General features: G+C 56.1%; 21 protein-coding genes. 13 read left to right on the top strand and 8 right to left on the bottom strand.

Going from position 1 to position 26,541, the window contains the following annotated elements:
- The first annotated feature begins 8 nt into the window (after positions 1-8).
- The 13 genes from lepB to rlmB all read left to right on the top strand — a co-directional run bounded on the left by lepB (position 9) and on the right by rlmB (position 13,367).
- Complete coding sequence (gene lepB / locus ABD013_RS17615) at positions 9-815, top strand: signal peptidase I (protein ID WP_425543425.1); 807 nt, start codon at positions 9-11, stop codon at positions 813-815.
- Between the two features lie 13 nt (positions 816-828).
- Entirely contained in the window at positions 829-1,209 is a 381-nt protein-coding gene (locus ABD013_RS17610) for a DUF4845 domain-containing protein (RefSeq protein WP_343808975.1), read from the top strand.
- Positions 1,206-1,892: a ribonuclease III gene (gene rnc / locus ABD013_RS17605; RefSeq protein WP_343808974.1), complete on the top strand. Its 687-nt coding sequence runs from the start codon at positions 1,206-1,208 to the stop codon at positions 1,890-1,892. Before ABD013_RS17610 ends, rnc begins: the two co-directional genes overlap by 4 nt.
- Positions 1,889-2,791, top strand: a complete 903-nt coding sequence (gene era / locus ABD013_RS17600) for a GTPase Era (protein ID WP_343808972.1) — start codon at positions 1,889-1,891, stop codon at positions 2,789-2,791. Before rnc ends, era begins: the two co-directional genes overlap by 4 nt.
- A complete protein-coding gene (recO, locus tag ABD013_RS17595; RefSeq protein ID WP_343808987.1) occupies positions 2,791-3,498 on the top strand; it encodes a DNA repair protein RecO in 708 nt (235 codons plus the stop codon). The genes era and recO overlap by 1 nt, the downstream gene beginning before the upstream one ends.
- Entirely contained in the window at positions 3,491-4,264 is a 774-nt protein-coding gene (gene pdxJ / locus ABD013_RS17590; RefSeq protein WP_343808970.1) for a pyridoxine 5'-phosphate synthase, read from the top strand. Before recO ends, pdxJ begins: the two co-directional genes overlap by 8 nt.
- Positions 4,261-4,638 carry a holo-ACP synthase gene (gene acpS / locus ABD013_RS17585; protein ID WP_343808968.1) on the top strand — a complete coding sequence of 126 codons (378 nt, stop codon included), beginning with the start codon at positions 4,261-4,263 and terminating at the stop codon, positions 4,636-4,638. The genes pdxJ and acpS overlap by 4 nt, the downstream gene beginning before the upstream one ends.
- Positions 4,639-4,739: 101 nt before the next feature.
- Positions 4,740-5,636 carry a cysteine synthase CysM gene (gene cysM / locus ABD013_RS17580; protein WP_343808966.1) on the top strand — a complete coding sequence of 299 codons (897 nt, stop codon included), beginning with the start codon at positions 4,740-4,742 and terminating at the stop codon, positions 5,634-5,636.
- A 172-nt stretch (positions 5,637-5,808) separates the two neighbouring features.
- A complete protein-coding gene (relA, locus tag ABD013_RS17575) occupies positions 5,809-8,079 on the top strand; it encodes a GTP diphosphokinase (protein ID WP_343808964.1) in 2,271 nt (756 codons plus the stop codon).
- On the top strand, positions 8,079-8,882 hold the full coding sequence (gene mazG / locus ABD013_RS17570) for a nucleoside triphosphate pyrophosphohydrolase (RefSeq protein WP_343808962.1): 804 nt from the start codon (positions 8,079-8,081) through the stop codon (positions 8,880-8,882). Before relA ends, mazG begins: the two co-directional genes overlap by 1 nt.
- 149 nt (positions 8,883-9,031) lie before the next feature.
- A complete protein-coding gene (gene ppc, locus ABD013_RS17565) occupies positions 9,032-11,638 on the top strand; it encodes a phosphoenolpyruvate carboxylase (RefSeq protein WP_343808960.1) in 2,607 nt (868 codons plus the stop codon).
- Positions 11,639-11,869: 231 nt separating this feature from the next.
- Entirely contained in the window at positions 11,870-12,526 is a 657-nt protein-coding gene (gene adk, locus ABD013_RS17560) for an adenylate kinase (RefSeq protein WP_343808958.1), read from the top strand.
- A 100-nt stretch (positions 12,527-12,626) separates the two neighbouring features.
- The gene (gene rlmB, locus ABD013_RS17555; RefSeq protein WP_343808956.1) at positions 12,627-13,367 is read left to right on the top strand and encodes a 23S rRNA (guanosine(2251)-2'-O)-methyltransferase RlmB; all 741 of its coding nucleotides are present in this window, start codon (positions 12,627-12,629) and stop codon (positions 13,365-13,367) included.
- 162 nt (positions 13,368-13,529) lie between these two features.
- Here the strand turns inward: rlmB and ABD013_RS17550 are convergent, their stop codons facing one another.
- The 8 genes from ABD013_RS17550 to ABD013_RS17515 form a co-directional block, all read right to left on the bottom strand.
- Positions 13,530-14,642: a hypothetical protein gene (locus ABD013_RS17550; RefSeq protein WP_343808954.1), complete on the bottom strand. Its 1,113-nt coding sequence runs from the start codon at positions 14,640-14,642 to the stop codon at positions 13,530-13,532.
- Positions 14,639-18,487 carry a LysM peptidoglycan-binding domain-containing protein gene (locus tag ABD013_RS17545; RefSeq protein ID WP_343808952.1) on the bottom strand — a complete coding sequence of 1,283 codons (3,849 nt, stop codon included), beginning with the start codon at positions 18,485-18,487 and terminating at the stop codon, positions 14,639-14,641. The genes ABD013_RS17550 and ABD013_RS17545 overlap by 4 nt, the downstream gene beginning before the upstream one ends.
- A 434-nt stretch (positions 18,488-18,921) precedes the next feature.
- Positions 18,922-20,103, bottom strand: coding sequence for an acetate/propionate family kinase (locus tag ABD013_RS17540; protein ID WP_343808950.1), 1,182 nt, complete (start codon positions 20,101-20,103; stop codon positions 18,922-18,924).
- The gene (locus ABD013_RS17535; protein WP_343808948.1) at positions 20,103-21,065 is read right to left on the bottom strand and encodes a bifunctional enoyl-CoA hydratase/phosphate acetyltransferase; all 963 of its coding nucleotides are present in this window, start codon (positions 21,063-21,065) and stop codon (positions 20,103-20,105) included. The genes ABD013_RS17540 and ABD013_RS17535 overlap by 1 nt, the downstream gene beginning before the upstream one ends.
- A gap of 155 nt (positions 21,066-21,220) precedes the next feature.
- Positions 21,221-21,589 (bottom strand): histidine triad nucleotide-binding protein, encoded by a 369-nt coding sequence (locus ABD013_RS17530; protein WP_343808946.1) that lies wholly within the window; start codon positions 21,587-21,589, stop codon positions 21,221-21,223.
- A gap of 47 nt (positions 21,590-21,636) precedes the next feature.
- Entirely contained in the window at positions 21,637-23,175 is a 1,539-nt protein-coding gene (locus tag ABD013_RS17525) for a SpoVR family protein (protein WP_343808944.1), read from the bottom strand.
- Positions 23,162-24,460, bottom strand: a complete 1,299-nt coding sequence (locus ABD013_RS17520) for a YeaH/YhbH family protein (protein WP_343808942.1) — start codon at positions 24,458-24,460, stop codon at positions 23,162-23,164. Before ABD013_RS17520 ends, ABD013_RS17525 begins: the two co-directional genes overlap by 14 nt.
- Before the next feature lie 92 nt (positions 24,461-24,552).
- A complete protein-coding gene (locus ABD013_RS17515; protein WP_343808940.1) occupies positions 24,553-26,475 on the bottom strand; it encodes a PrkA family serine protein kinase in 1,923 nt (640 codons plus the stop codon).
- Positions 26,476-26,541: the final 66 nt, after the last annotated feature.

Below are 26,541 nucleotides of genomic sequence, written 5' to 3'. Positions count from 1 at the left end.
TTATGAATCTGGATTTCTCACTGATACTGGTACTGGTCACGGCGTTGACCGGTGTGCTTTGGCTGCTGGATTCCGCAATCTTTGCCCCGCGGCGTCGACAGGCGCTGCAGGATGCTCAGGCCCAGGCGCAGGAAACCCTGCCTGACGCCCAGCGCAAGGCGCTGTTGCGGCAGCCTGGTTGGGCGGATACCTCAAAATCGATGTTTCCGGTCCTGTTGCTGGTGCTGTTGCTGAGATCCTTCCTGTACGAGCCCTTCCAGATTCCGTCCGGCTCCATGTTGCCGACACTGAAGATTGGCGACTTCATTCTGGTCAACAAGTACCATTACGGCCTGAGATTGCCGGTGCTGAATACCCGGTTCGTCAGCAACAATGATCCGCAACATGGTGATGTCATTGTCTTCCGCTATCCTGAGGATACCAGCGTCAATTTCATCAAGCGGGTCGTGGGTGTGCCGGGTGACTTGATCACCTACAAGGACAAGGTGCTCTACATTAACGGAGTGCCCCAGCAGCAGGAGTTGCTGGCCAAGTTGCCGCCATCGCGTCCAGAGCAGCTGCTGCTCAACGAGACACTGGATGAGGTCGGGCACCGGATCTACCGTGATCTGTACCGCCCGGTGATAGACGGTGAATGGCGTGTGCCTGAGGGTAACTACTTTGTCCTTGGTGATAACCGGGACAACAGCAAGGACAGCCGCTACTGGGGATTCGTGCCGGAAGAGTTGCTGGTGGGTAAGGCCACTGCCGTATGGATGCATTGGGATGGCCTGCTGAGCCTGCCAGATTTCAGTGATGTTCGTCGCATAAACTAGAGGACTTAATGACATGGACAAGGGCGTAGCACACTTTCAACGAGGGGCTTCTTTTACCTCGACTCTGGTCGGCCTGATTGTGGCCGGGATCTTTTTTTCCGTCGGCTTCAAGCTGTATTCGCCTTACTGGCAGCATGCCGCCATCAACTCGATCGTGAAGACTGCCAGTGAAGATCCTGACGAGCTGTCCAAATCCCTGCGAGAGCTGCGCCGTGACCTGGACAAGAAACTCCTGATCAACCAGGTTGAACTGCCTGAAAAGGACTCGCTCAAGATCCGTCTTGAAGAGGGTGTGATCTATTTCGACCTGGTTTACCAAGTACAGGTGCCGATGTTCTACAACGTCGATGCCCTGGTTAAGTTTGAAGAACACTACGAAGCTGTAAAACCTTGATTAAACCTGCTGCTGAATTGGCCCGTAAGCTGGGCAACCCCTGTACCGATACCGAGCTGTTTGAACTGGCGCTCACCCACCGTAGCTGTGGCAAGCGCAATAACGAACGACTGGAGTTCCTCGGTGATGCGATTCTGAGTTTTGTCATCGCTGACGACCTCTACAAGCGCTTCCCTGCGGCTCGAGAAGGTCAAATGAGCCGTCTGCGCTCTCGTGTGGTCAAAGGGGAAACCCTGGCCAAGATCGCGCGTGAGATGCAGCTTGGAGATTACCTGCGACTGGGGTCGGGTGAACTGAAGAGCGGCGGCTACCGCCGTGATTCCATCCTGGCCGACAGCGTCGAAGCGATTATCGGTGCGGTCTATCTGGATCAGGGGATCGAGGCTGCACGCAGCTTCATTCTGCATTGGTTCGCCGGTCACCTGGAACAGCTGGATCTCAACATCTCGTTGAAGGATGCCAAGACCCGTCTGCAGGAGTTCCTGCAGTCTCGCCGTGTCGAGCTGCCTCGCTATGAGCTGGTATCGGTCGAGGGTGATCCGCATGATCAAACCTTCCATATCCGTTGTGAGGTGGCGCTACTGGATGAGGCTACAGAAGGGCGCGGCAGCAGCCGGCGTCAGGCCGAACAGGAAGCGGCACGTCGAGCTTTGAAGACCCTGGGGCAGGAGACCGGTGCATGAGTGAAGCCATTACCCGCTGTGGTTATGTTGCCATCGTTGGTCGACCCAATGTGGGCAAGTCCACACTGCTGAACCGCATTCTGGGGCAGAAGCTGAGTATCACCTCGCGCAAGCCGCAGACCACCCGTCATCAGATTCTCGGTATCCATACCGAGGGTGACCTCCAGGTGGTCTATGTGGATACTCCCGGACTGCACAAGGATGATCGGGGCAAGGCGCTGAACCGGTTCATGAACCGCACGGCGTCCGAGGCGCTGCGTCATGTTGACCTGGTGGTGTTCATCGTTGACCGTACCGCCTGGACCGAAGAAGACCAGATTGTACTGGATAAGCTGGAAAACGTACGCTGTCCGGTGATCCTGGCGGTGAACAAGGTTGATCAGCTGAAGGACAAGGACGCACTGCTGCCGCAGCTGGATCTGCTGGCCGCCAAGCGTCATTTCGATGCAATCATCCCGATCTCGGCCCAGAAGGGGCACAACGTCGAGCGTCTGCAGCGCGAAGTGGAAAACCGTATTCCTGAGGGGATGCACATGTTCCCCGAGGACCAGATCACGGACCGCAGCTCCCGTTTCGTGGCCGCGGAGCTGGTGCGCGAGAAACTGATGCGCAATCTCGGTGACGAAGTCCCCTACGGTACTACGGTCGAGATCGAGGAGTTCAACCACGATGGTCGAGTTCTTCATATCAGTGCGCTGATTCTGGTCGAGCGTGACGGCCAGAAACGCATCGTCATCGGAGACTCTGGTGCCGTGATCAAGACCATCGGTCGTGACGCCCGCCTGGATATGGAAAAGATGTTCGATACCAAGGTGATGCTGAACCTCTGGGTCAAGGTAAAGCGTGGCTGGTCCGATAACGAGCGTGCATTGCAAAGCCTGGGTTATCGACACGAGTGATGGCGCAACGCGTCGATGCGACAGCAGCCTATGTACTGCATGCGCGTCCTTACCGTGAAACCAGCTTGCTGGTCGATCTGCTGACGCTTGAATACGGACTGGTCAGTGTTGTGGCGCGGGGAGCACGCAAGCCGGGCTCTCGGCTTCGCGCCAGCCTGCAGCCTTTCCAGCTGCTGCAGGTCAGTTGGCAGGGGCGGACCGAGCTGAAAAACCTGCGCAGCGCCGAAGCCACCGAAGTGGGGGCCATGCTGCAGGGGCGAGCGCTGCTCTGTGGCCTCTATCTCAATGAACTGGTTCAGCGTCTGTTGAGCCCGCTCGACCCCCACCCCCGGCTGTTCGTGCTGTTCCGCTACGTCCTCAATGAACTCAAGCTGGCGACTGATATTGAAGGGGCTCTGCGCACCTTCGAGCGTCAATTGCTGGAACAACTGGGGTTCGCCCTCGACTGCGCCGCGCTGAATGCCGACATTTGCTATGACTGGCAGCCCGAAACGGGGCTGCGGCCATGCGTGGCGGGGCGGGGTTATCCCGGTGCCCACCTGCTGGCTATCGAGCAGGACTGTTATGATGATCCGGCCGTACGGCGTACCGCCAAACAGCTGATGCGTGCGCGCCTGGCGGCTCAACTGGGCGACAAGCCGTTGCGCAGCCGCGAACTTTTCCTGAAACGCAATTTCCAGAAACACGAAGGAGCTAAGGATGACTGAACCCGATCGTTTGCTGTTGGGCGTCAATATCGACCACATCGCCACCCTGCGACAGGCGCGCGGTACCCGTTATCCTGACCCGGTGCAGGCGGCTGCGCTGGCGGAGGAAGCTGGCGCGGATGGTATCACCGTTCACCTGCGTGAGGATCGACGCCATATCCAGGATCGTGACATCGAACTGCTGGCGCAAACGCTGCAGACACGCATGAACCTGGAAATGGCCGTGACGGAAGAGATGATGCAGCTGGCCGAACGCATTCGTGCGCCCCATGTCTGCCTGGTGCCGGAAAAGCGTGAAGAGCTGACCACAGAAGGTGGACTGGACGTGCTGGGTCAGGAAGAGCAGATTCGCGCCGCCTGCGTGCGTCTGGCCGATGCCGGCTGCGAAGTGTCCCTGTTCATTGATCCCGACCCGGCCCAGATCGATGCGGCTGCTCGATGTGGTGCGCCCGTGATCGAGCTGCATACCGGCAACTATGCCGATGCCGAAACCGTGGTGGCGCGCAGCGAGGAGCTGGAACGACTGAAAGTTGCCTCTCGCCACGCCTGGCAGCTGGGCCTGGTGGTCAATGCCGGTCACGGCCTGCATTATCACAATGTTGAACCGGTAGCCGAAATTCCCGAGATCAACGAGCTCAATATTGGTCACGGCATTATTGCCCGTGCGGTGATGGTGGGACTCAAGCCTGCGGTGCAGGAGATGCGGGACCTGATGATGCAAGTACAGCAGCGGGTACAGGCCCGTCGTGACGCCATTCGCTCATGATTGTAGGCATCGGCACCGATCTGCTGGAGATTGCGCGTATCGAGCAGGCGCTGGCACGTACGCCGCGTCTGCCCGAGCGTATCCTGACGCCGACGGAGCTGGACGCCTTCCACCAGCATGCGCGGCCGGCCCTTTTTCTGGCCAAGCGGTTTGCCGCCAAGGAGGCGGCGGTCAAGGCGCTGGGAACCGGAATCGGCCGAGGCATCAGTTGGCAGCATTTTGAGGTATCCCATGATGCCTTGGGCCGACCGTTGCTGCGGGTGCAGGGCGAAGCGGCCAAACGGGCCATGGATGCCGGCATCAGCCACTGGCATCTGAGCTATACCGACGAGCGGGCCTATGTGTCCGCCTTCGTGATCGCCGAAGGGCGCTGAGATTGTTTGCCGCCCTCTGGACTGATATTATTCCGACTATAATTGTCAGGAATAGATAGTACTTTTCTTATACCCTATCGCGGAAGTTTTGCGGAGTCTCCATGCCCATCGAATATCCCACCATTGCTGACTATGTCGGTCACACCCCGCTGGTGCGCTTGCAGCGCCTGCCGATCCCCAATGGCAATACCGTGCTGTGCAAGCTGGAGGGTAATAACCCGGCCGGCTCGGTGAAGGATCGTCCCGCCCTGAGCATGATCAGCCTGGCGGAAGCGCGTGGCGACATCCAGCCGGGTGACTGCCTGATCGAAGCCACCTCCGGCAACACCGGTATCGCTCTGGCGATGGCGGCGGCGATCAAGGGTTACAAAATGAAGCTGATCATGCCGGCCAACATGAGTGCCGAGCGTAAGGCGGCGATGACGGCCTATGGTGCCGAGCTGATCGAAGTGACTCAGGAAGAGGGCATGGAGCGGGCACGTGACCTGGCGCTGGAGATGCAGGCGGCCGGTGAGGGCAAGGTGCTGGATCAGTTCTCTAACCTGGACAACCCGGAAGCACACTATACCGGTACCGGTCCTGAAATCTGGCAGCAGACGCAAGGCACCATCACCCATTTCGTTAGCTCCATGGGCACGACTGGTACCATCATGGGTGTGTCCCGGTATCTGAAGGAGCAAAATCCTGATGTGCGTATCGTCGGTCTGCAGCCGCAGGAAGGTTCGCAGATTCCGGGCATCCGTCGCTGGCCGGAGGCCTACCTGCCGCAGATCTTCGAGCGCAGTCGGGTGGATGAAGTGATCGATATCAGCCAGGAAGATGCCGAGAACTGCATGCGTGCTTTGGCGCGAGAAGAAGGTATTTTCTGTGGCGTTTCATCCGGTGGCGCCGTGGCCGGTGCGCTGCAACTGGCACAGAAGGTCGAGAATGCGACCATCGTCTGCATCATCTGTGACCGTGGCGACCGTTATCTGTCTACTGGCGTGTTTAACGGTTAAATTGCCAATAGCTAAGTCATTGTTTTAGTGGGCTTTGAGGGAACGTGCTCGCACTGCGGGGTCTTACCGACTAAAATGTGGCCCCATCTTGAAAGAGCGGGCCGCATCAGACCGGCTGACGCCCGTTTTTTCAGCAATCGTCGCCGGAGGCAAGACAGGAGTGGCTTAGGCCATGGTGAAGGTTCGAGAAGATCATCCGATACGAGAAGATGGCACCGTAGATTTGGATCTCTGGTTGTTGCGCCTGCAGCAGCAGGTCGAAGTCAGTGATGTCGAACAGATCAGGCAGGCGTGCCTGCTGGCCAAGGAGGCCCGCGCCGCTGTTGCCGACTCGGATGATGACTGGGCACAGAATACCATCGGCAGTTTCCGTACCGGGCTCGAGATGGCCCAGATTCTGGCGGAGCTGCAGCAGGATCAGGAAACGCTGGTCGCTGCGATTCTCTACCGCTCGGTTCGCGAGCACAAACTGCAGCTGGATATCGTACGTGAACGCTTTGGCAACACCATCGCCGGACTGATCGACGGTGTCCTGCAGATGGCGGCTATCGGCAGCCGCAAGAACCCCCGATCCGATGATGCCGTACTGGGTACGGGGATCGCCCAGGTCGATAACGTACGCAAGATGCTGGTGGCGATGATTGACGACGTACGCGTGGCGTTGATCAAGATTGCAGAACGTACCTGCGCCATCCGAGGCGTCAAGAACGGCGACCGCAAGAAGCGCTACCTGGTCGCGCGCGAAGTATTCGATATCTACGCGCCGCTGGCACACCGTCTCGGTATCGGTCATATCAAGTGGGAGCTTGAAGACCTCTCCTTCCGCTACCTCAAGCCCAACGACTACAAGCATATCGCGCGTCTGCTGGACGAAAAGCGCCTGGATCGTCAGCTGTTCATCAATCAGGTGGTGGAGCTGCTGCGCAGTCGTCTGGAGGACGCCCATATCGATGGCGAGGTGATGGGGCGCGCCAAGCATATCTACAGCATCTGGCGGAAGATGCAGCGCAAGAACATCGACTTCAGCCAGGTCTACGATGTGCGTGCCGTGCGTATTCTGGTACCGGAGATCCGCGACTGTTACACCGTACTGGGCATCGTGCACGGTCTCTGGCGCAACATCCCGCACGAATTCGACGACTATATCGCTTCGCCCAAGCCTAACGGCTACCGTTCGCTGCATACCGCGGTATTCGGCCCCGAAGGCAAGGTGCTGGAGGTACAGATCCGTACCTTTGCCATGCATGACGAGGCGGAACTGGGCGTTTGTGCCCACCACCTGTACAAGGGCACCGATACCCAGGCCCGTGGCGATGGCTACGAAGAGAAGATCGCCTGGCTGCGTCAGGTGCTCGAATGGCATGACGATCTGGGCGATACCGAGGCGCTTGGCGACATGCTGCGCGGCGACGTGGTACAGGACAGGGTCTATGTGTTCACTCCCGACGGCCATGTGATCGACCTGCCCCAGGGGGCGACGGCGGTGGATTTCGCCTACCGGGTGCATACTGAAGTCGGTCACCGCTGCCGGGGTGCCAAGGTCAACGGTCGCATCATTCCGCTGAACAAGCCGCTGAAGACCGGTGATCAGGTCGAGATCATGACCTCGAAGGAAGAGGCACCGCGCCGTGACTGGCTCAACACCAACTACGGCTTCGTCACCACCTCCCGTGCACGGGCCAAGGTGGCACACTGGTTCAAGCTGCAGGCCAAGGAACAGAACGCCGAGGCCGGTCGCGATATCATCCTGCGCGAATTCCGCCGCTTGGCGCTGGATCCTCAGGCCATCAGTCTGGACCGGATCGCGGTGGCGCTGAACCTCAAAACCTCTGAAGACCTCTGTGCCGCGCTCGGTGCCGGTGACCTGCGTCTGTCGCAGATCATTCACGAAGCCCAGCGTCAGGTGGAGCCGGAGCGCCCCGAGCCCCAGATGGACCTGGAGCTGCCGGCCAGCCGACAGGCACAGGAACCGCGCAAGGGTGGCAGCGGCATCAATATTCAGGGTGTCGGCAACCTGTTGACCACGCTGGCGACCTGCTGCAAGCCGGTGCCCGGTGATCCCATCATGGGCTACATCACTCAAGGCCGTGGCATCTCGATCCATCATGAAGACTGCCTCAACCTGATGACCCTGCGCGAGAACGAGCCGGACCGGGTGATCAGCGTCGACTGGGGTGATGAACATGAGCAGACCTACCCGGTGGACATGACCATCGAAGCCTTCGACCGGCCGGGGCTGCTGCGTGATGTGATGCTGGTGCTGAGCAACGAGAAACTCAATATTCTGGCCGCCAACACCCTGACTGACCGCAAGAACAACATGGCCAAGCTGACGCTGACCGTGGAAATCCCGCGTCTGGAGCGGCTGGGGCGATTGATGGACAAGATCAACCAGGTGCCCAACGTGCTGGATGTGCACCGTGAGCGCAGCGGGACGCACTGATGCATTACGGCCTTGATGACCTGATTCGGCTGATGGATGCGCTGCGTGATCCCGACAGTGGTTGTCCCTGGGATCTGGAGCAGACCTTCGCCAGTATCGTGCCCCACACGCTGGAAGAGGCCTACGAAGTGGCCGACTGCATCGAGCGTGAGGACTGGACCCATCTGCGTGATGAGCTGGGCGATCTGTTGTTCCAGGTGGTGTTCTATGCCCGTCTGGCCGATGAGCAGCAGTGGTTCGATCTGCACGCCATCATCGACCAGCTGGTCGGTAAGCTGATCCGGCGCCACCCGCACGTGTTTCCGAACGGGACACTGGACGGTGCCGGGGTGGATGCCATCGCCGTGGAACAGGTCAATCAGAATTGGGAAGCGATCAAGCAGGAAGAGCGCAATGCCAAGGCGCGTGCGGGGGTGCTCGATGAGGTGCCGCTAAACCTGCCGGCACTGAGTCGGGCGGCCAAACTGCAGCGACGCGCGGCCCGGGTAGGGTTCGACTGGCCCGAGGTCGGTGGCGTGCTGGACAAGATCGAAGAGGAGATTGCCGAGCTGCGCCAGGCGTTGGCGCAGGGTGATCTGGACAACGCCCGCGAAGAGATCGGCGACCTGCTCTTTGCCCAGGTGAACCTGGCGCGTCATCTGGAAATCGATCCCGAGCAGGCGCTACGCAACACCAACGCCAAGTTCGAGCGCCGTTTCGGCCATGTCGAAGCTCAGGTCAATGCTGGCGGTCACGAATGGGAGCAGCTCAGTCTGGAACAGCTGGACCTCTGGTGGGATGAGGCCAAGGCGAAAGGCCTGTAACGGCCTGTTGAACCTTCTTTCACTTCCGTCACAAGACGCACATCTGCCGACGCTAAATTCATACCTCTAAATTCATACCAAGGGTGCTAACGGTCCACCGTCCGGATCGGTTAGCATCGAAGGCTATGGAACCTGACGGAGGGGATGGCATGAGCGATCTGCACGAAGCACTGCGTGATGATGTCCGTGTTCTGGGCGAAAGCCTGGGACGTACCATGGAAACCCACCTCGGCTCGCCGTTTCTGGCTCGGGTCGAACATATCCGCAAGCTGGCCAAGTCCGCGCGCCTGGCCGAAGATGCCAGCCAGGAGCAGCTGCGCCAGGCACTGAATGACCTCAACGAGGACGAGGTGCTGCCGATGGCGCGTGCCTTTACCCAGTTCCTCAACCTGGCCAATATCGCCGAAGAGCACCACCGTGTACGCCGTCATTTCGAGACCGGTGGTGATGAGGATGCCGATCTGCTGGACCAGTTATTGGCTGAGCTGACGGCGTCCGGCCAGAGCCCTGAAGCCATTCTCGACTGCGTGCAGAATCTCAGCATCGACCTGGTCCTGACCGCCCATCCGACGGAGGTTAATCGTCGTACCCTGATCCAGAAGTATGATGCCATCGCCGACACGCTGAAGCAGCGTGATCGAGGCGAGTCGGTGCAGTCCCGGCTTGACCAGCTGATCAGCCAGATCTGGCATACCAACGAAATACGTCAGAACCGACCGACGCCCGTTGAGGAAGCCAAGTGGGGCTTTGCGGTGATCGAAAACTCCCTGTGGAGCGCCATGCCCCGTTTCTTGCGCCTGGTCGATAAACGTTTGCAGGCCGATCTGGGAGCCGGCTTGCCGCTGACCTGTTGCCCGGTGCATTTCTCCTCATGGATGGGCGGCGACCGTGATGGCAACCCCAATGTAACGGCAGCAGTCACCTCGGAAGTGCTGCTGCTGGCGCGCTGGATGGCGGCCGACCTCTATGCCCGCGATGTCGATCAGCTGCGTGCCGAGCTGTCGATGCATGCGGCTAATGCCGAGCTGCGCCACCTGACCGATAGTCACCCCGAGCCCTATCGTGAGTTGCTCGGCCGTGTGCGTAGCCGTCTGCTGGAAACGCGCAACGGTATCGAGGCGTACCTGAAGGGTAACCCGGCTGACCCTGAGCGCTGGATCAGTGATCTGGATGAGTTGCGTGAACCCCTGCTGGTTTGTCACCGCTCGCTGATCGAATCCGGCATGTCCTGCATCGCCTCCGGCGCGCTGGAGGACCTGCTGCGCCGTATCGCCTGTTTCGGTCTGACGCTGGTGCGCGTGGATGTACGTCAGAATGCCGATCGCCATGCCGAGGTGTTCGATGCGCTGACCGAGTTCTACCAGCTGGGGCGCTATTCCGACTGGGACGAACCGCGCAAGCAGGCGTTCCTGTTGCAGGAGCTGCAGTCGCGTCGACCGCTGCTGCCGCACAAGTGGCAGCCGGGGGAGAACGTGATGGAGGTGATCAACACCTGCCGGGTGATCGCCGCCAACCCCGAATACAGCTTGGGCTCCTATGTGATCTCCATGGCCAGTCAGCCCTCCGATGTGCTGGCGGTGAACCTGCTGCTGCAGGAAGTCGGCGTTGAGCACAACATGCGGGTGGTGCCGCTGTTCGAGACCCTGGATGATCTGGACAACGCTCCGGACTGCATTGGTGCACTGCTGGCGGTTGACTGGTACCGTAATTACATCGACGGTCATCAGGAAGTGATGATCGGCTACTCCGATTCCTCTAAGGATGCCGGCCAGCTGGCGGCCGCCTGGGGCCAGTACCGGGCTCAGGAAGCGCTGACCGAGCTGTGCAACCGTGAAGGCATCCGTCTGACCCTGTTCCATGGTCGTGGTGGCACCGTGGGCCGTGGCGGCGGTCCCAGCCATACCGCGATCCTGGCGCAACCGCCGGGTTCGGTGGGCGGCAGCCTCAGGGTCACCGAGCAGGGTGAGATGATCCGCTTCAAGTTCGGTATCCCCGAGATCGCGGTGCGTAACCTGACCCTCTATACCGCGGCCGTGCTCAAGGCGACGCTGACGCCGGGCCCGGCCCCTGAACCGGCCTGGCGCACGCTGATGGACAGCATGGCCGGGTGTGGCATGAAGATCTACCGCTCGCTGGTGCGTGAAGAGCCCCAGTTCGTGCCTTACTTCCGTGCACTGACGCCCGAGCAGGAGCTGGCCAAGCTGCCGCTGGGTTCACGTCCGGCCAAGCGCAAGGCCGATGGCGGCGTGGAAAGCCTCAGGGCGATCCCCTGGATCTTTGCGTGGACCCAGACACGGCTGATGCTGCCGGCCTGGCTAGGCTCGGGGGCCGCGCTGAAAATGGCGGTGGCCGACGAGCAACTGCCGCTGTTGCACGAGATGTACCGTGACTGGCCGTTCTTCCAGTCCTGGATCGACATGCTGGAGATGGTGCTCGCCAAGAGCGATATCAATATCTCGGCCTATTACGAGCAGCGCCTGGTATCGCCGGAACTTCAGGCGCTGGGTTCCAGCCTGCGCCTGCGACTGGAGCAGGCGGTGGAACAGGTAAAACAGATCAAGCAGGAACCGAGGCTGTTGGAAGGCAACAGCGTTATCCGCCAGTCGATCGATGTGCGTAACCCCTACATCGATCCGCTACATGTGTTGCAGGCCGAACTGCTGTTCCGGGATCGCAACCAGCCGGATCAGCGTCTGGAGCAGGCATTGATGGTGACCATGGCCGGAATATCGGCCGGCATGCGCAATACCGGCTGATGGGTGGTCTGCAAATGGGGGTTGAATCACCCACAGGCTTTGCGTACTCTCGATGCCTTTGTCAACAATCCGGCAACTCCCGGAGCGATTGTGCTAGGGCTAATGTCGAATTGTGTTTATGGGGCCCGGGCGGATAGCCTGCATAGAACCCTGTAGCCGAATTTCGGTGCAGTGGCACAGCCATTGCTCCTCAGCTTTACCGATTACTATAACGTTCAGGAGACAAGATACATGCGCATTATTCTGCTTGGAGCACCCGGTGCGGGTAAGGGCACTCAGGCCCAGTTCATCACCGAAAAGTACGGCATTCCGCAGATCTCTACCGGCGACATGCTGCGTGCGGCGGTGAAAGCGGGTACCCCGCTGGGCAAACAGGCCAAGGAAGTGATGGATGCCGGTGGTCTGGTATCCGATGACATCATCATCGGCCTGGTCAAGGAGCGTATCACCGAAGCGGACTGCGCCAAGGGCTTTCTGTTTGACGGATTCCCGCGCACCATCCCGCAGGCGGATGCACTGAAGGATGCAGGTGTGGATATCGATGCGGTTGTCGAGATCGATGTGGCAGATGAAGAGATCATCAAGCGCATGAGCGGTCGTCGTGTACACCCGGCTTCCGGCCGTACCTACCACGTTGTGTTCAACCCGCCGAAGGAAGAAGGCAAGGATGATGCAACCGGTGAAGAGCTGGTACAGCGTGAAGACGACAAGGAAGAAACCGTACGTCAGCGCCTGAAGGTTTACCACGACCAGACTGCTCCGCTGATCAGCTACTACCGTGGCTGGAACGAAAGCGGTGAAGCCAAGGCACCGGCTTACGTGTACGTGGAAGGTGTGGGCAGCGTCGACGATATCCGTGACAAGGTATTTGCTGGCCTGAAAGGCTGATACATACCCTGGTTGAGAAAGCCGCCTGAGGGCGGCTTTTTTATTGGTTTTACCGCATAATAGACAGCTGTTATTCCTCTATAGCACCCTTGGGAGTCCCATGAGCCAAACCGATATCTTTGGTCTGCACGCCGTAACCAGCCTGCTCAACCGTAACCCCGGCCGTGTCCGCCGTCTGCTGATACAGCAGGGCCGTCGTGACGAGCGTCTGCAGACGCTGCTGGACAAGGCCGAGGCCCAGCGGATCAAGGTCATTGAGGAGCCCAAGGCGCAGTTGGATCAGCGTGCCGGCGGCGGCCGCCACCAAGGCGTAATCGCCGAATGCGAGCCGATCAAGGCACTGTCGGAAAAAGCATTGGATGTACTGCTGGATAACGCCGGCAGTGCACCGCTGGTGCTGGTGCTGGATGGTGTCACCGACCCGCATAACCTGGGCGCCTGCCTGCGTACTGCCGACGCCGCTGGTGTCGCTGTGGTGATCGCGCCCAAGGACAAGTCGGCACCGTTAAACGCAACCGTGGCCAAAGTGGCCTGTGGCGCCGCGGAAGTGGTGCCCTACATTCAGGTCACCAACCTGGCACGTACCCTGCAGTCGCTGCAGCAGCGCGGCATCTGGATCACCGGTACGGCGGGTGAAGCCGAAGCCAGTGTCTACGAAACCGACCTGACCGGCCCCTGTGCTTTGGTGATGGGCGCCGAAGGCAAGGGCATGCGCCGCCTGACCCGCGAGAACTGCGATCAGCTGATCAACATCCCCATGGCCGGCGAGGTCAGCAGTTTGAACGTTTCCGTGGCTACCGGGGTGTGTCTGTTCGAGGCGGTCAGACAGCGTTCCCGCTAAAAGGTACCTCAATCATCTGTTGAGGACGTTTGGCGATTTTAAGTCTGATGGTGTCTGTCGGTATGATAGTCAGTCATGACTTGGCTTCATCGGCGCACTATTAAAACCGGCACAGGGCGGTTTCCCTGTGCTGTGTTGCTCCCTATTGGGGGGAGAAAAAATTCAGTGTGGTGGGTGCTGCTCATCGATATAGATAGGGAAGTGTATTCTTTCAATGATGGATTCGGCTTCTTTCTCGGCGGCCAGTCTGATGGGATCCTTTTCAAAGAGTTTTATTTCTCTATCGAGTCTATGGTAATAATCTATTCCATACACTTCTTTTAAAATATAAAGGTTTCTATAAATCAATGATAAATTTATAGTGCTGGCTTTTCTATCAGATATGTTATCCAGGAATTCTGTAACTAAAGAATAGTGAAGACCTAATTCTACATATTTTTTCTTCACTATCTCTCTCCATTCAGGAGATAATGAAGTGTATAATCTTTTCCCACGAGAGAACCTTATGGCAGGGATATAGTTGTTATTAATCATCATTTTAATAAGGCTCTCTGTTGCTTTTAAATTCTCATTTGAAACCTTTTTTGATCTATTTTCTATATAATAATGGAGGATCAGGTCATATAGTGGTCGATAGTAATGTTCTTTTGCCCCACGCGTAGCGATATCAATAATTTTTAAGTTAGATGGACTGTAATTTCCGAGTGCTATTCTAGCCTTATAATAATAATACTCTGATTTTATATCACCCATTTCTGTTCGTGCTTTGAGTAGTTTTAGCGCTTTTTCACTCCATTCATCATCGCAGATGGTTATGCCAAGACGTGCTTCATTGCAGGTGATACTAACTGAAAGTATGGGTGTAAGCCTCATTGCTGCATAAGGATTGCCTAGTTCTGCGGCTTGTTGAAACAGTGCACCATCCTCCCCATTAATCAGCTCCATTCCACTCATGCTACTAGCTAGCCAGTACATTGCATCGGAGTTACGGGTTTCCGCAAGTGGCAGTAGATCATCAGCTGTCTGATTAAGTTGAATAGCCAGTAGCCCTGGGTAAAGGGGATCGCTAGGTTTTACCTCGCTAGATATGTAGGGATCAGGATTAGGTTGGCTTTTACTGGCCATCTCTAATAGCTCTGTGAGCTGTGAAGGCTCCAATCCCTGCTGACTTTGATAGTCGACGTTGCTTTTACTAAGGAAAACAATTGCAATAATAACTAAAGAAAAAATTAATAAAAAAATAAGTGTTTGTTTTTTTATGATTCTTTTGTTCATGCTAGTTCCCATTTAAACTCTGAAGGTTTTGATAATTCTTTATCTTTTGGGTTACTTCGGGATAGTTTTTGTATTATCATCTTTTGATGTTTAATCGCGGATTTTATATCTTCTTGTTTACGTATATTTTTATGTCTTTGAGGATTTTTATCATACGCTATGTAATGTTTTAATATGCTTGTTCCGAAATGATTACTTGAAACAATAGAGCATTCGTAGCAAGCGATATTTGAGCAAAGCTCTTTTGATTTTTCATTGAAAATGCTTATTATAGAAAAAGCTTTATCTGGTTCTGAAATGTATTCCATATCTATGGTTTTTTTTATAAAATCTGCGATTTTCCACCAGTTTGTACAAAAGCTTTCCCATTTGGTAATATAACCTATATTTTTATTTCTATTATTGTTACCCATTATAAAAAGAGTCTGCTCGAATTGCTTTCGACTGTTTTCCTTGTTTTTTAAGTTTTTTGGATTATTAACTATCCAACTAAATATTTTCATTAGAGAGTCTAGTCTGTTTTTATTATCGTATGATATTTTTATTTTATTTTCTGTCCTTGTGTTTTGTTTGGATATAAGTATTGAAATAAGCTTGGCTAGTGTTTCAGGAGGAAGGCTTTGCACCCATGATGAAGTTATTCCTTTACTGTTTTCTTGAATTATATTGAGGGCCAGCACTGGCGCATATTCATTCCTCATTACCGAAATCTTGTAACGCTCATAGGTAACTACTGGAAGCAATATGGCCTGCCCTATTGTTAAACCCGCAGCAACCGCAATAGTAAGCAGCGTATTGAGGCTTTCGAACTCCCCCGGCTCTTCACCCAGAAAAGCCAATTTCTGAAAACCGCTTTGGTTGAATACCCCAAGTACACATGCCAGGAAACGGTCGGCAGCCATTGCATCGATTTCTATTGCGACTTTTCCATGGAAACCCAGCCCAAGTGTGCCCCCAGCAGCAGCGATGAGAAGCAATCGTCCATTGTGAAGGGCTATTTTGAATTCAGCGGATCCTCTTAAACCGTAATTAACGGCCGCATGGGCACTGAAACATCCGAGCTTCATGGGGTCGAGATATTTCTCCTGCTCATGATCGAGTGGCCGCCAATAAATATCGGCCCCGACCGTTCCGCCAGCCTCAACACCGGCGAAGACATCGGTATGGGCTCCCGCCTGAGCCGCTGTTGGCAGTTTCTGATCAACTTCGATAGCTTCACTGTCAATGTATCGGTTCGGGTGATTAGAGCGGCTAATCGCTCGCCCTTTTAAGCCAATGCTTCCGTCGATTTCAGAGGGTCCCAGTTCCAGGCTGGCTCCCAAATTACAGCTTACGCCGGCAAGCCCATATACACTTGCACTGACATAGGCCAGCAGCTTGCCAGCGTTATAATCGACTTTACTGCGGACGCCATCGCTGAACTTATAGTAGGGAATGAGAAATGTGTGGCCATTAACCTTGCTTACCTCATGAGAGGTATAGTTCTGATTCCCCTCAACAAGAGGTAGCCAACAGGCAAAGCTGAGCTGTCCACTTAACAGGGTAAGGCTCATGCTGACACTGCCGCCAGCTTTCAAGGCCTTCTTAAGGCTGATCGGATTGACTGCATTAAAGGGAAGGTCTAGGCTACTTTCGGCTTTTGCGCTAAAGCGCATAGACTGGGCTTCGGCATCGACCACATAGGCGGACGTACCTGTGTCGGTAAGCCCCCATTGGGTATGCAGGTTACCGTGCCAGAAGCAACTGTCATAGCTGGCGCTGGCACTTGGAGTTTTGACCAGTTCGGCACTTAACCCTTTGATCTCCAGGTTGTTCAAGGCCGCGAAAATTGCTGCTCGGGCAGTCTTGGTGTGTTCTTTCCGTGAAACTACCTGCTGAATATTCATGCTCGTTGTGATGTGTTTTACATGGCCCAGACAGGCGATTTCCTTGTTGTCCTTTTCAGGCATGAACCATTCAGCACTGCGGATATAGAACACCTTTCCTTCCGACAGCAGACTGCACTCGACTACTTGAAGGTCTGCCTTGCCAGCCTTGTTGAGGAAAGCGCCATAGCTTTTTTCTTTGGGAATGTAGGGCGTATCTTCCCGGAGCAGGGTATAGGTTGTCAGTGGCTGTTCCAGCCAGCAGCGCCCCGGCTCAAGCTTGCCCTCTCGGGCGTTGCGCTCGGCCAGCTTTTCGAGCCTGTCGAGCCGACTCAAAGCCAGTTTTTTTACCCAGAGGATATGTTGGAAGAATCCGGGGGGCAGTTGGCCATCAAGCAAGGCACTTAAACCGGCTTGTTGCTCCTCCAGAATGGCTTCAATGGTGGCGAGTATGGCGCATGTAGGGTAGTAGGCCCATTGGGTGCCAGTCTTGATATCATCAAGTATTTGCTCGATATAGCCCTGTCCATCCTTGCCTTCGGGGTTCATGCGTGTGTAGATTGACTTGAACACTTGTGATTGGTTGGAAAGCTTGTTTCTATCGTCAAAAAGTGGGCCTTCTTTATCACGCCACTCCTTTCCGAACTCCTTTGGGCCATAATGACTTTCAGTGGTACCGATCAGTTTTTCATATGGCAAGCATTGATCGATGAGGGCAAACCCGAATCCATTAACTTTCTTCAGATATCGTACAAACCGTGTAGGGTGGTATCGGTAAACACGGCCTGCCATCAGCCTTTGATGTGCAAAAGGCAGCTCTTTATCCCAAAATTCCTTCAAATTTTGATGAGACTCGGCAGGCTCTTCAAACATCAATTCTTTTCTGGAATAACACTTGTCACGGCAGCGCTTCAGTTGCTTTATACCGTGCTCAATCTGTTTTTCTTTACGGCTGGTAAAATAGTTTCGATTTCTATCGAAAACAAAGCGGCTGCCATCATCCGATATTTTACCCGGTGCAGCTTTTATAGCTTTTTCTTCCAGAATTTTGATCTGATCTTCATAATATGAAACTAATTTTTTATACCCGGCTTCATATGCATCCCTTTTGGTCTTTTCCCTAAATGAGATTAACGTCTGGTATTGACGTATTTCCCTGCCCAGTTCCGCTTCTGATATCCATGCTTCCAACTGAAGGCTGGGGCTCCGTAGAGGGTTGAATTTATTGTAATCAATAGCACAGAGCTCATTAGCAATATCCAGATCGATCTGTTCCTGGATTTCCTCCCTCAGGTTGACAGGATTTTCCTGTAGCAGCTTGTACACGAAGCTTTCAGGCCCATCCTGATAGAATTGCTCAGCGGAACTCTTCAAAACTGTCTGCTTGAAGAGCAGGTCTTGATAATGCTTTGCATCTTCTTCAGACAGAAAGGCTTCAAAGCTCTTGCCGGCCAGCTTGGACAGAATGCCCAAGCGAGTCAGGTTATGATGGGTGGTATCCAGATCATCTTGCTGGATAGCACTCGCCAGGTGTGATCGTTCCAGTCGCAGGGAATCCAGTGCTTCCTGTGTGAAGGCATACCACTCTGGTCGGTTGCTCTTGGGGTGCTGCGCCACGTAGAGAACATCGGCATAGGTGACTTCGGCTTCGCTGCAGGTGGTGTTGCCGTTGGCGGTTTTACCCTGCTGCCTGTAGTCGGGTACCGGTGTGCGCTTTGTGTCGGTATCGGGCTCTATGGCTTCGATGGTCTCGATGTCATCGGCCTGCTTGGCTGAAGGGGCTTGTTCGGGGGGCGCCGGCGTCTTTATCTGGCGTCCGGCATAGATCAGGTGAATATTCTTGATCTGGTCGCTGTTCAAGCGCTGAAGAGCATCAACAGTTGTACCGAAACGTTTGGCGAGCAAGCTCAGGCATTCGTCTTTTTGAATGGTATAGCTGTGTGTTGCTGTGGCCTGAGAGGCCAGTGTCTGTCCTGCCATAAAAAACATCCTTGTTCTCTGGCAAATATCTGTAAGCCCGATCTATGACGCTGAGATTGACGTCACCTGGGCAATGCGATGATGAAAACAGGTTCGGTAAACCGGTGGCTTATGGCGTTATTGTCTGGAGGGTAGGGGGATGAGAGCCGGTATTGAGGCTAGGCAGACGCATCTGATTTTGAATGGTGTGACAATTAGTTGTCGGCATGATGAAGTTCCTTTTCATTTGTCGTGATCAAGATGCTCTTCCTGAGATCTTGTCGCTATCGATCAGACGTTGCCGGCGGCCCGCACGGCTGTTGAATACAAGAACGGGTTGTCCTTGATTTCTATCTAAGACTTTACCGAATGAAAAATCAAAGACAACCCTGTTTTAACTGCACAAGCCCTTCAGGTTAGACAGGTGTCTCCTGAAGGGCTGAAAACGATGCTGTTCAGTGCAGCAGCTCATCAACATGGGTGGCAATCATCAGCTCTTCGTTGGTGGGCATCACCCGCACCGTTACTGCTGAGTCGGCTGTGCTGATGATGCCGCTGTTTTGCTGGTTGGCTGCTTCATCCAGCTTGATACCCAGCCAGCCGCAGCGCTTCAGTACCCGGGCACGGACATCGGCGTCGTTTTCGCCCACGCCGCCGGAGAACACCACCTGCTCGACACCTTCCAGGGCAGCGGTCAAGCGGCCCATTTCCAGTGCTACCCGATAGCAGAACATATCGATTGCTTCTTCGGCTTTGGGATCATTAGCCTGATGTAGAGTTTTCATGTCCGAGCTGATACCGGAGATGCCCAGCCAGCCGCTTTCCTTGTAGAGCAGCTTTTCCAGCGCATCCACATCCATGTTTTCTTCACGCATCAGGTAGAGCAGTACCCCCGGGTCCAGGTTGCCGGTGCGGCTGCCCATCGGTAGGCCTTCCACGGCAGTGAAACCCATGCTGGACGCGACAGAGCGGCCATTGCGGATGGCACACATGCTGGCGCCGGCGCCCAGGTGGCAGGCGACGGTTTTCAGGTTGCCGGCACCGGCCAGAGTCAGCTGGCGCTGGATATATTCGTAGGACAGGCCGTGGAAGCCGTAGCGGTGCACACCCTTGTCTACCAGTCGTCGCGGCAGGGCATAGAGACGCTCAAGTCGCGGCTGCTGGGCATGAAACATGGTGTCGAAGCAGGCCACGACCGGCAGTTCCGGCGCCAGTTTGCGGCAGGCCTGCACCAGTTTCAGGTTGTAGGGTTGGTGCAGCGGGGCCAGAGGAATCAGGGTTTCCAGCTGGGTCAGGGTGGCGTCGTCGAGCAGCAGGGGGGCGCTGTACTGGTCGCCGCCGTGGACCACGCGATGGCCGGTGGCGATCAGGTGTGACTCCGGCAAGTGTGCGTCCACCCACTGCAGTACCTCCTGCAGCGCAAACTGGTGGCGTTCGTTCTGGGGCACATTGCGGCAGTCCAGTTCATGAGCATCCAGCACCTGGTTCTGCTCGTCACGTACCTTGAACAGGGTGGGTTCACCGAGCAGGTTCTCCACCTTGAGGTGGATCAGGCAGCGCAGCTCACCGCCCTGCAGGGCGTAGAGGCCACATTTGAGACTGGAGGAGCCACCGTTAACGGTCAGGATCGTATCCATCACTTGCCTCCCTTGGCGTGCTTGACCATGTGCGAGGCCAGCGCACAGGAGGCGAGGCGCCCCAGAGTGCCTTCGGCGCGGCTGGTCAGGATGATCGGTACGCGGGCACCGACGGCCAGACCGGCAGACTTGGCGTCGGCCAGGTAGATCAACTGCTTGGCGATCATGTTGGCCGCTTCCAGGTCCGGGGCCAGCAGGATGTCGGCATCGCCGGAAACCGGTGACTTGATATGCTTGTCGATCGCGGCCTGCAGCGAGATCGCGTTATCGAACGCCAGCGGGCCGTCGATGATGCCACCCGTGATCTGCTCGCGATCCGCCATCTTGCAAAGCGCGGCGGCGTCGATGGTGCTCTGCATGCTCGGCTTGACCTTTTCCACCGCCGCCAGAATGGCGACCTTGGGCTGGTTGTTGCCCAGGGACTGACAGAACTCGATGGCGTTCTGCACGATATCGCGCTTGAGGGCCAGGTCCGGGGCGACATTGATGGCGGCGTCGGTAATGACCAGGGGCTTGTGGTAGTTGGGCACGTCGAATACGAATACGTGGCTCAGGCGGCGTTCAGTGCGGATCCCCTTGGTCTTGTGGATAACGGCACTGAGCAGTTCCGAAGTCCCCAGGCTGCCTTTCATCAGGGCCTCGGCTTCCGCCTTGCGGATCAGCTCACAGGCGCGCTCGGCTGCCTCATGGCTGTGTTCGGTACTGATGATCTGGTAGGGCGTCAGGTCGATATTTTCCGCTTCGGCCGCGGCACGAATCTTGTGTTCGGGGCCCACCAGCAAGGGTTCGATCAGTCCCTGTTCGGCGGCTTCGATTGCTCCGAGAAGGCTGTTGTGATCCACCGGATGCACGACGGCGGTGCGGATGGGGCCTGCCTTGCGTGCCTGCTCGATGTAGAACTCAAGCTGATCATGCATCGGGGGCGTCTCGGTAGTGACGGGCGAATCGGCTGCAATCGACATGGAACTATCCCTCTGTTTAACGAACCATCAAGCTAAAGTCTCATAATGAACACATTATGACGCAGTGCAACATGAAGTGGTGAACAACGGCGGCGGGGTTGATCCGGGGCAAGGGTGGCGGAGCGAGCCGGGCAGGGCGCCCGGCCGGGATGGGACTATTCCACCGGGGTTTTCAGCGTGTCCTGATAGGGAGGCCAGCCCATCGGCTTGCCGCCAAGCAGGTGCAGGTGGATATGGTAGACCGTCTGGCCGCCATGGGTATTGCAGTTGAACACGGTACGGTAGCCGCTTTCGTCAAAGCCCTGCTGTTTGGCGATCGTACCTGCTGCCTGGAGCATGTGGCCGACCAGCGCCTGGTCTTCATCGGCGATATCGTTCAGCGTGGCGATATGCTTGCGTGGGATGATCAGGCAGTGGAACGGCGCCTGAGGGTTGATATCGCGGAATGCCAGCACCTGATCATCTTCGTACACGACCTCGGCGGGAATCTCGCCGTCGAGGATTTTGCAAAACAGACAGTCCATAACAAGCCCTTGTTATCCTTTGAGGTAATTCCGCAGTATAGCCACCTCTAAGCAATACTCTCAACCGTCAGCTCCTGTGTCTGCGGAGGGCAGGCATGGGTCTGTACCACGTTGCCTTCGGGGGTAACCGATTCCAGGCGAATATCGAAGCCCCATAAGCGATGCAGGTGCTTGAGCACTTCGTCGGTAGACTCGCCCAATGGCTGGCCGTTGTGCATGTAGTGCCGCAAGGTCAGCGCTCGGTCACCACGCACGTTGACGTTGTAAACCTGGATGTTGGGCTCGCGGTTGCCGAGGTTGTACTGAGCCGACAGGGCCTCCCGGATCGCCCGGTAGCCGCGTTCGTTGTGAATGGCATCCACTCTCAGTGTCGGGCGGCTGCTGTCATCCAGGATCGAGAACAACTTGAGCTCGCGCATCAGGTGCGGCGACAGGAACTGCAGGATAAAGCTCTCATCCTTGTAGTTGTGCATGGCGCCCATGAGGGTGTCGCGCCAGTTGCTGCCGGCGATATCGGGGAACCATTCGCGGTCTTCGTCGGTCGGGTTTTCACAGATGCGGCGGATATCCTGCATCATGTTGTAGCCCAGGGTGTAGGGGTTGATGCCACTGAAGTAGGGGCTGTCGAACGGTGGCTGATAGATCACGCTGGAGTGGGAGTGCAAAAACTCCATCATGAAGCCATCGGTGACCAGCCCCTCGTCGAACAGCTGATGCAGCAGGGTGTAGTGCCAGAAGCAGGCCCAGCCCTCGTTCATCACCTGGGTCTGTTTCTGTGGATAAAAATACTGCGCGACCTTGCGCACGATACGAATGATCTCGCGCTGCCAGGGCTCCAGCAGCGGAGCGTTCTTTTCGATGAAATACAGAATGTTCTCTTCGGGCTCGGCAGGGAAGCGCGGCGGCTGGCCGGATTCACCATCGCCCTTGCGGGGAATCGTGGTGTTCCACAGGTCATTGAGGTGGCGCTGAATATATTCCTCGCGGGCGCGTTGGCGCTCACGTTCTTCAGCGGCGGTCAGGGGCCGTGGTCGCTTGTAGCGGTTGACGCCGTAGTTCATCAAGGCGTGGCAGGAGTCGAGCAGTTTTTCCACCTCATCAACACCGTGTTTCTCTTCACAGCGGCGAATATAGTTCTTGGCAAACAGCAGGTAGTCGATGATCGCGGAGGCATCGGTCCAGGTGCGGAACAGGTAGTTGCCCTTGAAGAAGGAGTTGTGGCCGTAACAGGCATGGGCGATGACCAGTGCCTGCATGGTGATGGTGTTCTCTTCCATCAGGTAGGCGATACAGGGATCGGAGTTGATTACGATCTCGTAGGCCAGCCCCATGCGGCCACGCTTGTAGTTCTGTTCTGTTTCGACAAACTGTTTGCCGAACGACCAGTGATTGTAGTTCAGCGGCATGCCGACAGAGGAGTAGGCATCCATCATCTGTTCCGAGGTGATCACCTCAATCTGGTTTGGGTAGGTATCCAGGCCGAAATCGGCAGCGATCCGGCCGATTTCGCGGTCATAGGTCTCGATCAGTTCGAAGGTCCAGTCGGACCCGGTGGAGATCGGCTGGCGTGCTTTACGACGACTCATGGGCGCCCTCCGTACGTTTTTCGAACAGGCGACGGAACACCGGGTAGATTTCGCCGGCGTCGGTAATCTGTTGCATGGCGAACTGCTCCTTGAAGACTTCATGCACATGCTCGTACTCGTGCCAGAGATTCTGGTGCGGCCCGGTGGTGATCTCGACATAGGCGTAATACTGGGTTTTGGGCAGAATGCGCTCGGTCAGAATTTTGCTGCAGGTGGCAGAGTCGCCATCCCAGTTGTCACCGTCAGAGGCCTGGGCGATATAGATGTTCCAGTCGGCCGGCGGGTAGCGCTGGTCGATGATATCGGCGCTCAGCGCCAGGGCGCTGGAAACGATGGTGCCGCCGGTCTCCCGGGAATAAAAGAACTCCTGTTCGTCCACTTCCTTGGCGTGGGTATGATGACGCACGAAGACCACTTCGATCTGTTTGTAGTTCCGGTTCAGGAACAGGTAGAGCAGGATAAAGAAGCGTTTGGCGATATCCTTGATGCTCTGCGTCATCGAGCCGGACACGTCCATGACACAGAACATGACCGCCTTGCTAGAAGGCATTGGGACACGGACCAGGTTGGTGTAGCGCAGGTCAAAATCATCCAGGAACGGCAGTTTGCTGGCGCTTTTCTCCAGTTCCTTGATATGGGCGCGCAGCGCGTTGAGTTTCTCGTTCCGTTCCGAAGAGGGCGGTGTATCTTCCAGAGCCCATAGTTCTTTGCGCAGCGCCCGAATCTGTTGTCGGGTTTCCTTGTCGGTCAGGGCGATGCGGCGGGCGTGAGCGGCCCTCAGCGAGCGCACGATGTGCAGCTTTTCCGGTGAGCCGGCGCTGGTAAAACCGGCACGACGGGTTTCGAAGGTGGTGGCATCCTTCAGTTGCTTGCGCACCATCCAGGGCAGTTCCAGGTCCTCGAACATGAAATCGAGGAACTCCTCCTGACTGATATTGAAGGTAAAGTCATCTTCGCCTTCACCCTGATTGCTGGCCTTGCCCTGGCCGGCACCGCCACCTCCGCCGCCATCCGGGCGACGGAACTCATCCCCTTCGACAAATTCCTTGTTGCCGGGAAATATCTTGTGCCGGATACCGCCCTCGCCATGGTGGAAGATCGGCTCGGAGATATCACGCTTGGGAATGGTCACCTGCCCGCCCTGATCAATATCCTTGATCGAACGGTCATGTATCGCCTCTTCCACAGCCTTTTTGATGTGCTGCTTGTAGCGACGCAGAAAGCGCTGGCGGTTGACCGTGCTTTTCTTCTTCGCATTCTCACGGCGATCGATGATATAGCTCATATATCGGGCTCCCGAAGCAGCAGCCACAGTGGCACAGCAGTGCCACGGCTGCGCGGTTCAGTTCCTTCAGTGTACGGCTCCCTGTTGTGGGCTTACTGCGACTTGCGTACGCGGATGTACCATTCGGACAGCAGACGTACCTGTTTCTCGGTGTAGCCGCGCTCGATCATCCGTTTGACGAACTCGCCATGCTTTTTCTGGTCGTCGGACGAGGCTTTCGGGTTGAACGAGATTACCGGCAGCAGATCTTCGGTGTTGGCGAACATCTTCTTCTCGATCACGGAGCGCATCTTCTCGTAGCTGTTCCACGCCGGGTTCTTGCCGTTGTTGCTGGCACGGGCGCGCAGCACGAAGTTAACGATCTCGTGGCGGAAGTCCTTCGGATTGCTGATGCCGGCCGGTTTCTCGATCTTCTCCAGCTCCTCGTTAATCGCCTGGCGGTCCAGAATGTCGCCGGTTTCCGGATCACGGTATTCCTGGTCCTGAATCCAGAAGTCGGCATAGGTGACGTAACGGTCGAAGATGTTCTGACCGTACTCGGAGTAGGACTCCAGGTAAGCGGTCTGGATCTCTTTGCCGAGGAAGTCGATGTACTTCGGGGCGATGTATTCTTTCAGGTGACCCAGGTAACGATCCTGGATCTCGCTCGGGAATTGCTGCTGGCTGATTTCGCGTTCGAGCACGTACATCAGGTGTACCGGGTTGGCGGCCACCTCTGTCGGATCGAAGTTGAACACCTTGGACAGGATCTTGAATGCGAAACGGGTCGACAGACCATCCATGCCTTCGTTTACGCCGGCACTGTCCTTGTATTCCTGCATCGACTTGGCGCGTGGGTCGGTATCCTTGAGGTTCTCACCGTCATAGATCCGCATCTTCGAGTAGACACTTGAGTTTTCCGGCTCCTTGATACGCGACAGCACGGTGAACTGGGCCAGCATGTCCAGTGTGTCCGGGGCGCATGGGGATTCGTTCAAGGAGCTGTTCTCCAGCAGCTTCTCGTAAATATGTACCTCTTCGGTGACGCGGGTGCAGTAAGGCACCTTGACGATATAGACACGGTCGATGAAGGCTTCGTTGGTCTTGTTGTTCTTGAAGCTCTGCCACTCGGATTCGTTGGAGTGGGCAAGCAGGATGCCGTCGTAGGGGATGGCCCCCATGCCTTCGGTGCTGTTGTAGTTGCCTTCCTGGGTAGCGGTCAGCAGCGGATGCAGCACCTTGATCGGTGCCTTGAACATCTCGACGAATTCCATGATCCCCTGGTTGGCACGGCAGAGCGCACCGGAGAAGCTATAGGCGTCCGGGTCGTGCTGTGGATATTCTTCCAGTTTACGAATATCCACCTTACCGACCAGGCTGGAAATATCCTGGTTGTTCTCGTCGCCAGGCTCGGTCTTGGCGATACCGACCTGATCGAGAATGGACGGGAACAGCTTGACTACCCGGAACTGGGTGATGTCACCGCCATATTCATGCAGGCGTTTCACCGCCCAGGGCGACATGATGCCGTTCAGATAGCGTTGTGGAATGCCATATTCCTGTTCCAGAATCTCGGCATCCTCTTCCGGTTTGAACAGACCGAGGGGCGATTCGAACACCGGAGAGCCCTTGATGGCGTAGAAGGGAATATGCTCCATCAGGTGCTTGAGGCGTTCGGCAAGTGAGGACTTACCACCGCCGACTGGACCCAGCAGATAGAGAATCTGTTTCTTCTCTTCCAGCCCCTGAGCGGCGTGGCGGAAATAGGATACGATGTTTTCAATCGCTTCCTCCATGCCGTAGAACTCGCTGAAGGCCGGATAGCGTTTAATCACCTTGTTGGAAAAGATGCGACTCAGCCGCGGGTCGCGGCCGGTATCCACAACTTCCGGTTCACCGATCGCCTTGAGCATGCGTTCGGCGGCATTGGCGTAAACCTCCGGTTTCTCCTTACACAGGTTAAGGTACTCCTGCAGGCTCATCTCCTCCTGCTGGATCGCTGAATAACGGGCCTTGTAGTGGTCAAAGATGCTCATGCTCACCTTCCTGTTTTTTGCGCTAGCCACTGAGAATTCAAACGCTTATAAACCAGTGGTTCGCGT

Source organism: Marinobacterium maritimum (genome assembly GCF_039523155.1).
GTDB classification, from domain to species: domain Bacteria; phylum Pseudomonadota; class Gammaproteobacteria; order Pseudomonadales; family Balneatricaceae; genus Marinobacterium; species Marinobacterium maritimum.
The sequence above is the reverse complement of the archived record's forward strand: the minus strand, read 5'-3'. Positions and strand labels throughout refer to the sequence as shown.